The organism is Chitinophaga sp., assembly GCF_035538455.1.
Classification (GTDB): Bacteria; Bacteroidota; Bacteroidia; order Chitinophagales; family Chitinophagaceae; genus Chitinophaga.
Map to the genome: position 1 here is coordinate 39287 of NZ_DATLKJ010000260.1, position 8825 is coordinate 48111.

7 protein-coding genes are annotated in these 8825 nt (G+C 47.0%); 4 read left to right on the top strand and 3 right to left on the bottom strand.

Going from position 1 to position 8825, the window contains the following annotated elements; all coding sequences use genetic code 11:
* The first annotated feature begins 4 nt into the window (after nucleotides 1-4).
* Complete coding sequence (locus tag VM802_RS29970) at nucleotides 5-976, top strand: HU domain-containing protein (protein ID WP_325537792.1); 972 nt, start codon at nucleotides 5-7, stop codon at nucleotides 974-976.
* A 189-nt stretch (nucleotides 977-1165) separates the two neighbouring features.
* On the opposite strand, the gene VM802_RS29975 is transcribed toward VM802_RS29970, so the two are convergent.
* Nucleotides 1166-2059: an SDR family oxidoreductase gene (locus VM802_RS29975; protein ID WP_325537794.1), complete on the bottom strand. Its 894-nt coding sequence runs from the start codon at nucleotides 2057-2059 to the stop codon at nucleotides 1166-1168.
* Nucleotides 2060-2188: 129 nt separating this feature from the next.
* Entirely contained in the window at nucleotides 2189-4312 is a 2124-nt protein-coding gene (locus VM802_RS29980; RefSeq protein ID WP_325537796.1) for a prolyl oligopeptidase family serine peptidase, read from the bottom strand.
* Between the two features lie 137 nt (nucleotides 4313-4449).
* On the opposite strand from VM802_RS29980, the gene pfkA reads away from it, so the two are divergent.
* A complete protein-coding gene (gene pfkA, locus VM802_RS29985) occupies nucleotides 4450-5430 on the top strand; it encodes a 6-phosphofructokinase (protein ID WP_325537798.1) in 981 nt (326 codons plus the stop codon).
* Between the two features lie 12 nt (nucleotides 5431-5442).
* Nucleotides 5443-6930, top strand: coding sequence for a pyruvate kinase (pyk, locus tag VM802_RS29990; protein ID WP_325537800.1), 1488 nt, complete (start codon nucleotides 5443-5445; stop codon nucleotides 6928-6930).
* An 81-nt stretch (nucleotides 6931-7011) separates the two neighbouring features.
* Here pyk and VM802_RS29995 read toward each other — a convergent pair whose 3' ends face one another.
* A complete protein-coding gene (locus VM802_RS29995; RefSeq protein WP_325537802.1) occupies nucleotides 7012-8169 on the bottom strand; it encodes an MFS transporter in 1158 nt (385 codons plus the stop codon).
* 113 nt (nucleotides 8170-8282) lie between these two features.
* Between VM802_RS29995 and VM802_RS30000 the strand changes: the two genes are divergently transcribed.
* Entirely contained in the window at nucleotides 8283-8771 is a 489-nt protein-coding gene (locus VM802_RS30000) for an aldehyde dehydrogenase family protein (protein ID WP_325537805.1), read from the top strand.
* Nucleotides 8772-8825 lie beyond the last annotated feature (54 nt).

Consider the following 8825-nt stretch of genomic DNA (forward strand, 5'->3'; position numbering starts at 1 on the left):
TACTGTGATACTACAGCAATACATCCAGGAAGTACTGTTCAGGCAAAGGGTATGCGTTGTACCTCAGTTGGGAACCTTTACGGTTCAGCATTTTCCTGCACAATATAACAGTGATGCCCAAACGCTTACTCCTCCGCGCGACCAGGTTATCTTTAGCCAGTCGTGGCAGGATGATGGCTCCTGCCTGGAATGGATTGCCCTGAAAGAGAATCTTGTACCTGCTGTAGCACAACGCAAACTGGAGAGATACACCGAAGAGCTGAAAGCTGCCCTGCGTTCCGGCAACCCCATAGAGCTGCCTGGTATTGGTCAGTTACAGGGTGACTTCGCCGGCAACATTAATTTCCTGCCGGAAACACTGCCGGTAAACCAGGATGCACTGACTATTACTCCGATACATCGGGAGACGCCCCTCAGACAGGAGTCCCCGCCAGCTGATGATACGCCGTCCACTGCTCCTTCTCTGCACACGAGCACAGAGCCCATTATGACCAGGGAGGAAGAAGCAACGCTGGAAGCAGTTACAGAGGAAAGCATCTTTAAATGGTGGTGGGCCGTTGCAGGCGCCGTTATCATCATCGGTGGCCTGGGTACATGGTGGTATATCAGCAACAGATCAACATCATCCGGTTCGTCTCCGGCCGAATCTACAGAGATCACTGCGGATACAATACATCATCACCATCAGGCATCACCGGATAGCGCACAGGGCGCAACTGCAACCGTTGCTCCACCGCCTGCTCCTGTTAATGACAGCCTGTCTTACTATGTTGTTATAGATACCTATGAAGATAGCCTCAGGGCCGTAAAACAGACTGCCCGCAGAAATGGCTGGAAGCAGAACGTAGTAATGTATAAACGTAATGATCAGTACAAAGTAGCTATACCCGTGAAATCACTGCCTGCTGATACGGCAAGGGTATTGGAGGAGAAGCGGAAAGAATTTAAGACGAACAAGGCTTACCTTGAACAGTGATTGTCTGAACTGTGATTTATGTGATTTGATTGATGATTCTGATGAGCGAAGATTAAGTTGATAATTTTTCTGTAAAAAAGGACCCGTTAAGAATAATATCTTAACGGGTCCTTTTTTTATAATTCTTAATCAGAATCATCAATCAAATCACATAAATCACAGTTCAGACAGTTACTCGCTAATCAACGGTCAGAGTTCGGCGGCCACAATCTCCAATCCTTCTGCAAAACTATGTGGGCGGTATCCCAGCTCAGTTTCCGCTTTGGTGATAATGAGTCCTGTTTTGGCGGGACGTGGAGCAGGCTGTGCAAGACTTTTAGCGCTGATCTTTTCTACAAGTGCGGTATCGAGGTTGAAATATTCTGCGGTTTTGATAGCCATATCATATGGAGTGAGGATCTCATTACCGCTGATATTGAAGTAGCCGGTGGCTTTTTTATCTGCTATCAATCTGCATCCTTCTGCGAGGTCCTGACACAGGGTAGGTGTGCGCCATTGGTCATCTACCACTTTTATTTTTTTACCCTGCTGCAAGTTGTTCCTTACCCATGTGATCATATTGCTGCGATGCGGGTCAGAGGATATACCATATACGAGTACTGTGCGGATGATGGCCCATTGCAGCTTGCTGTTGTGTACAAGTCTTTCTGCTGCGACTTTGCTGGTACCGTAATAGCAGATAGGGTTCACTGGCGCATCTTCTGCGTATGGCCCGCTAAGTCCGTCAAACACGAAGTCTGTGGACAGGAACATAAAGAAGGCATTACACTTTTCTGCAGCCTGAACGAGGTACCGCGTAGCGCCTACGTTGGTATCCCAGCAGGCATCCTTGTTCTTTTCGCATTCATCCACCTGCGACATGGCACCGCTGTGTACGATAATGTCGGGCTGATGTTTATCGATGAGCTGCTGAACGCTTGCAGCGGTGCGCAGGTTAGCCGCCTCATAAATGTAATTATCGGGATGCGGATAACGATTGGCCCCCCGGCCGGTAGCTATCACTTCATAATTTCCCTGCCGGGCGAAAACCGGGATCAGATGTTGTCCCAAAAGTCCGTTACTGCCTGTTATAAGTACCTTCATATTGCCATATTAGTACGCTGTCTTTAAAGGTAAGGAAAATAAACAGCTTTTAGCCTTCAGGATTTAGCTTTTCGTGCTTGATAAAACATTTTTTGTGTTGCACGGAAAGCTAAATCCTTAAAGCATAAATTATTTCCTCATTCCCAGATTATACATCGTGAAGGCCCAGATATCTGTTGCTTCATCAATCATCTTGGACGTTGGTTTGCCAGCGCCGTGTCCTGCCTGTGTTTCAATCCTGATCAGGGTTGGATTGGGTCCGGCATTACATGCCTGCAGTGTAGCTGCGAACTTGAATGAATGTGCGGGTACTACGCGGTCGTCATGATCAGCGGTAGTGATCAGTGTGGCCGGGTAGGAAGTACCGGGTTTCAGGTTGTGCAGTGGTGAATATTTCACGAGGTATTTGAACTGGTCTGCGTTATCGCTGCTGCCATATTCAACCGCCCAGGCCCAACCGATGGTGAATTTCTGGAAGCGGAGCATGTCCATCACGCCTACTGCCGGCAACGCTACTTTGAACAATTCGGGGCGTTGCGCCATACAGGCGCCTATCAGCAGGCCTCCGTTAGAACCACCGCGGATAGCCAGTTTAGACGGATTGGTATAATTGGCTTTGATAAGGTATTCCGCAGCGCCGATGAAGTCATCAAACACATTCTGCTTATGCTCTTTCATGCCGCCTTTGTGCCACGCTTCTCCATATTCACTACCACCGCGAAGTCCCACTACTGCATAGATACCGCCTTGTTCCATAAAGTACAGATTGGAAACAGTGAAGCCTGGTGTCATTGGAATATTGAAGCCGCCATAACCATATAATAATACGGGGTTGCTGCCATCCAGCTTGATTCCCTTGCGTGCAGACAGGAAGATGGGCACTTTAGTACCATCCTTACTGTTAAAGAACACCTGTTTGGTTTCATATTCATCCGGGTTGAATTTCACCTCTGCTTTGTTGACGAGGGAAGACTTACCAGTGGTAATATCATATTTATAAATAGTAGGCGGAGTTACGAAAGAAGTGTAGCTGTAGAAGAATTCCTTATCTTCTTTCTTCGACCCGAAACCGGCAGCTGTGCCTATTCCCGGCAGTTTCACTTCATGTTGCAGCTTACCGTTATAATCATACTGATAAATGCGGGTAGATGCATCTTTAAGATAGGACAGGAACAGCTGACCACCGCCGGTACCAACACCTTCCAGCACTTCCTGCTTTTCAGGTACAATGGTTTTCCAGGCGGCTTCTTCAGGATGTGCGGGGTCTATGAGCACTACCTTATAATTGGGCGCACTGTGATTGGTGCGTACCAGCAGTTTACCGTTGTAACTGTCTACCAGATCAGGTTCGTAATCGAAACCTTTTACGAGTACTGCCAGTTCTTTTTGTGCGGGGTTCTGCAGATCGCGGTACAGCAATTCTCTGCCGGAGGTTCCTTCAGAAACGGCGATGATAAGGAATCTTTCATCTTCTGTTACTTCTGCGCCGGCGCTGCGTAAAGGATATACTTTATCTACATAGATCAGTTCATCTTTTTCCTGCGGATCTCCCAGTTTATGATAATATACTTTCTGGAATTCATTTTTCCCCGACAACTTCCTTTCCTCTGCGGGCTTATCATAGCGACTGTAGTAGAAACCATTTCCCTTCCAGGCCATGCCGCTGAATTTAACCCACTCCAGTTTGTCGGCCAGCAACTGTTTGCTGGTTACATCCATTACAAAGATTTCCTGCCAGTCGGAGCCAGCTTTGTTGATGGAGTAAGCGGCATGCTTTCCATCCTTTGAGAAGGAGATATTACCCAACGCCGTGGTGCCGGCAGCAGACAGCTTATTGGGATCAATAAACACCTCCGCGGGGCCGCCTGGTTTTTCTGAGCGGTATAATACGGCCTGGTTCTGTAACCCATCGTTACGTGTGAAGTAATAATATTTACCACGTTTTACAGGAGCAGAATTTTTAGGATAGTTCCATAATTCTTCCAATCTCTTTTTAATATCCTGCCGGAAAGGAATAGAAGAAAGATAGGCTTCTGTAATTTTATTTTCTGCTTTTACCCATTGACTTGTTTCTTCGCTATGATCATTTTCGAGCCAGCGGTAGGGATCTGCTATTTTTGTACCGTGATAATCATCTACAGTATCAACTTTTTTTGTGTCCGGATAAATGATGGAAGGAGCTTGTCCCATGGCCTGTGTCGTCATAATACTCATGCTTAGAATCAACCAATTCTTATTAGTCTTTTTCAACATGCCTATATTTTTTAAAAAATTATACTACTTTGTTTGATTAAAATTAAAAATTTAGGTTATTTCTTAAGATAACTGTTAGAAAACAATTGCAAAATGTTATTTTCGTGCGCCTTTAAGATATTTTTTTAGCAATTTATATGAAAAAATTGAACAACATTGCAGTCCTTACATCCGGAGGAGACGCTCCGGGCATGAACGCAGCCGTTCGTGCAGTAGTAAGAACGGGCATTTATCATCAGCTGAATGTGTTCGGCGTAATGTACGGCTATAGGGGAATGTTGAAAAATGAGATCTTTCCGATGGAGTCCAAATCAGTGGCCAACATCATTCAAAGGGGAGGTACTATCTTGAAGACAGCCCGGTGCAAGGAGTTCTATGAATATGAAGGGCGAAAAAAGGCTTATGAGAATCTGAAGAAGCATAACATTGATGGCCTGATCGTGATAGGCGGAGACGGTTCATTCAATGGAGCGCAGAAGTTCAGCCAGGAATTTGATATTCCTTGTATAGGCTTGCCTGGTACTATCGACAAGGACATTGCAGGTACCGATTATACTATTGGTTTTGATACAGCGGTGAATACAGCTGTGGAAGCGATAGATAAAATCAGAGATACTGCCGATGCACATGACCGTCTGTTTGTGATTGAAGTGATGGGCCGCGATGCGGGCTACATCGCCTTACACAGCGGTATTGCCACAGGAGCAGAGCATATTATGCTCCCCGAACATAAAACAGAAATAATCGATATTATTGAAGACCTGCAAGCCAACGAACGCCGCAGGAAACTGGTGAACCTCATCGTAGTAGCCGAAGGTGACAATACCGGTGGCGCCGATGAAGTGGCACGCATGGTGAAAGAAAGTTGCCCGCAACTGGATACACGCGTTTGTATTCTCGGACATATTCAAAGAGGTGGTTCTCCCACCTGTATGGATCGCATCCTGGCCAGCCGTATGGGCTATGCCGCTGTAGACGCCCTCCTCAATGGTACACACAATGTTATGATCGGCATCGTGAACGACCAGATCCACTACACACCTCTGGATAAAGCAGTAAAAGCAAAACAGGAGATTAACCCCGAATGGTTAAAGATTGTTAAAATTCTTGCGAGTTAAAAAATAAGACTTATGAGTACAAAGGACCTTTCGAAATACTATCACAAGCAAATGGATAATGCTGCGGGCAGAGAACACTCTTCGCATAAAACGAAAATTGTTGCTACCGTAGGCCCCGCCTGTGATACCTATGAGAAATTACTGGCATTGGTAAAAGCCGGCGTTAACGTGTTCCGACTGAATTTTTCACATGGCTCGCACGAGGATAAACTGCGGATCATTGAATATATCCGTCAGATTAACAAAACAGAACCTTACAATGTGGCCATTCTGGCCGATCTGCAAGGTCCTAAATTGCGCGTAGGCGAAATCGAGAATAATGCACTTCCCCTAAAGGCAGGCGACATCCTGACTTTCGTGAACCAGAAAGTAGTGGGCAACATGGAAAAAATCTATGTTTCCTATCCCGATCTGTATAAAGACCTGAAACCCGGCCAGAAGATTCTGCTGGATGATGGTAAGATAGAAACCGTTGTAAAAGAGATCACTGCCAACGAAGAAATTAAAGCCGAAGTAACCTTACCCGGCATATTGTCTTCCAAAAAAGGCTTCAACCTGCCTGATACCAAAGTATCATTACCTGCGCTGACTGAAAAAGATATTGTTGACCTGGAGTTTATCATTGACCACGAGTGTGACTGGGTGGCACTTTCATTTGTAAGAAGCGTAAAAGATCTGATCGATCTGCGTAAACGTCTGGAAGCACGTCAATCCAAGATGAAGGTGATCTCTAAGATCGAGAAGCCGGAAGCTATTCAGAACCTGAAAGAAATCATCTGGGAAAGCGACGGCGTAATGATCGCACGTGGCGACCTCGGCGTGGAACTGCCGGTAGAGCAGATCCCGATGATTCAAAAAGATATTATCCGCAAATGTATCCACCGTGCTAAGCCCGTTATTGTAGCTACGCAGATGATGGAAAGCATGATGGACCGTACCCGTCCTAACCGCAGTGAGATCACTGACGTGGCCAACGCGGTACTGGAAGGCGCTGATGCAGTGATGCTCAGTGGCGAAACCGCTACAGGTCAGTTCCCTGAGCTGGTAATCCAGACGATGAACAAGATTATCCAGGAAGTGGAAAAAGAAGCGATCATCTACAACCGTAACCTGATCCCTCAGCGCCACTCTCCTACCTTCCTCAGCGATGCACTGTGTTACAATGCCTGTAAGATCGCTGAAGACCTGGATGCAGATGCACTGATCGGTATGACACAGAGCGGTTACACCGGCTTTATGCTGAGCAGCTACCGTCCTCGTTCTCCGCTGTATGTATTTACCAAAGAAAGAACACTGGTAAACCAGTTGAGCCTCAGCTGGGGTGTACGCGCCTTCTACTACGAAGAAGAGGAAAGCCTCGATGATATCGTATTCGATCAGATCAACATCCTGAAAGAAAGAGGTTTTGTGAAAGTGGGTGATGTAGCCGTAAATACCGGCAGCACGCCTGTAAACCTTCACCTGCCTACCAACACGCTGAAGATTACCCGCGTAGAATAGCGCGGCTATACGAAAATAAAAGGGAAGCCCCCGTTCGACACCATGTTGAACGGGGGCTTCCCTTTATGGCACTGCCAATTTCTATTTACGTTTGTAGGTAGCCAGGTAGATGACCAGCGCAATGAGGATCAGCGCAGTACCGGCTATACACACGGCATTCCATTTCCCGACAGACCACACCCAGAGCCCGATTCCGGAGCCAAGAGAAGTGCCGATAAAACTGGTGGTCATAAATACAGTATTGAGGCGGTTGCGCGCTTCCGGCAGCAAGGCATAGATACGAGTCTGGTTAGAAACGTGGATACCCTGTAAACCTAGATCTATAGCCACAATGCCAATGATAATACCGATGATGCTCGTCTGGAAAAGATAGAATAACAGGTACCCCACCAGTAAGAAGAGGATGCCATACCCAATGGCTATACGGGGATTCTTCTTATCAGCAATACGCCCTACCAGCGGCGCTCCCAATGCACCTGCAGCTGCAGCCAATCCCATGAAGCCAATCTGCTCACTGGTATAATGAAAAGGCGCATCTGACAACAGAAACACCACGGTGGTCCAGAACATGCCAAACATCCCGAAGCAACATGCATTGATAGCGGATGCCTCGCGCAGCAATGGCTGCTCCTTTGTGAGTGTCAGCAACGACTTCATCAGGTCGCCGTAGGTACCGTTGAAAGTGGGCCTGCTCTGTGGGAATGATACGATCATGATCACGGCCAGCAATGCACTAATTACTGCCGCAATCCAGAACATAGCACGCCATCCAAAGTGATGGCCAATGATTCCGCTGAGTGTACGTGAAAGGAGAATACCTATCAGCAGACCGCTCATAATAGTGCCTATCACTTTCCCGCGGTTGGCGGCATCTGTAAGATGCGCTGCCAGCGGCAATATCAGCTGCGGCACCACGGAAGTGAACCCGATCAGCAACCCTGTGATCTTCAGCATGGTGATATTCTGAGAAAATCCTGCTGCTGTCAGCGCGCACACTGCAGTGAGTGTCATTGCCACAATTTGTCCTTTACGCTCCAGTTTGTCGCCCAACGGTACACAGAAAAGCAGTCCGAGTGCATATCCAACCTGTGTAAAAAAAGTTACCTGCCCCGCATTGCTCTCCGATACGCCAAACTCGTTGCTCATCAATACCAGCAAAGGCTGGCTGTAGTAGATGTTCGCAACGATCAGGCCGGTGCACAATGCCATAATTAGAATGTTCCATCTGCTTAAAGCCATAAATCCTGCTGTTTTTGCGGTGCAAAGATAGCGATTCACCCGCAGCCACAGGAAAGGTGCTTTAATGTGGAAATAGGTAAATTTGTGATACTGACATTAAAAGCTGAAAATCCATGTTTACAAGTATTAATCCGTTCACGCAGAAGGTCATTGCAACATATGCACCGCATACGAAGGAAGAAATAGAAACGAAGTTACTCGCTGGCGAATGGGCATACCGGCAGTTGCTGCAGACAACATTGGAACAGCGCCGGGATTGGATGATGCAGGTAGCCCGGCAGCTGGAAGACAATGCAGACGAACATGCCAGCCTGATCACACAGGAAATGGGCAAGACGCTGAAAGAAGCGAAGGCCGAAGTACTGAAATGTGCCACCACAGCAGAATACTATGCCACGCACATTGAAGAGATGCTGCAACCTAAACCAATAGATTCCGATGCCTATAAGAGCTACATTTCCTATGAGCCTAAAGGTATTGTACTGGCTATTATGCCCTGGAACTTTCCTTACTGGCAGGTGTTTCGCTTTGCCATTCCCAACGTTCTCGCCGGGAATACGGGCTTGCTGAAACATGCCAGTAAGGAAAGTTCCAGGGCATAATAGCCAGTACAATACCTTTAGGCTCATAGGAAATGTAGCTCTTATAGGCATCGG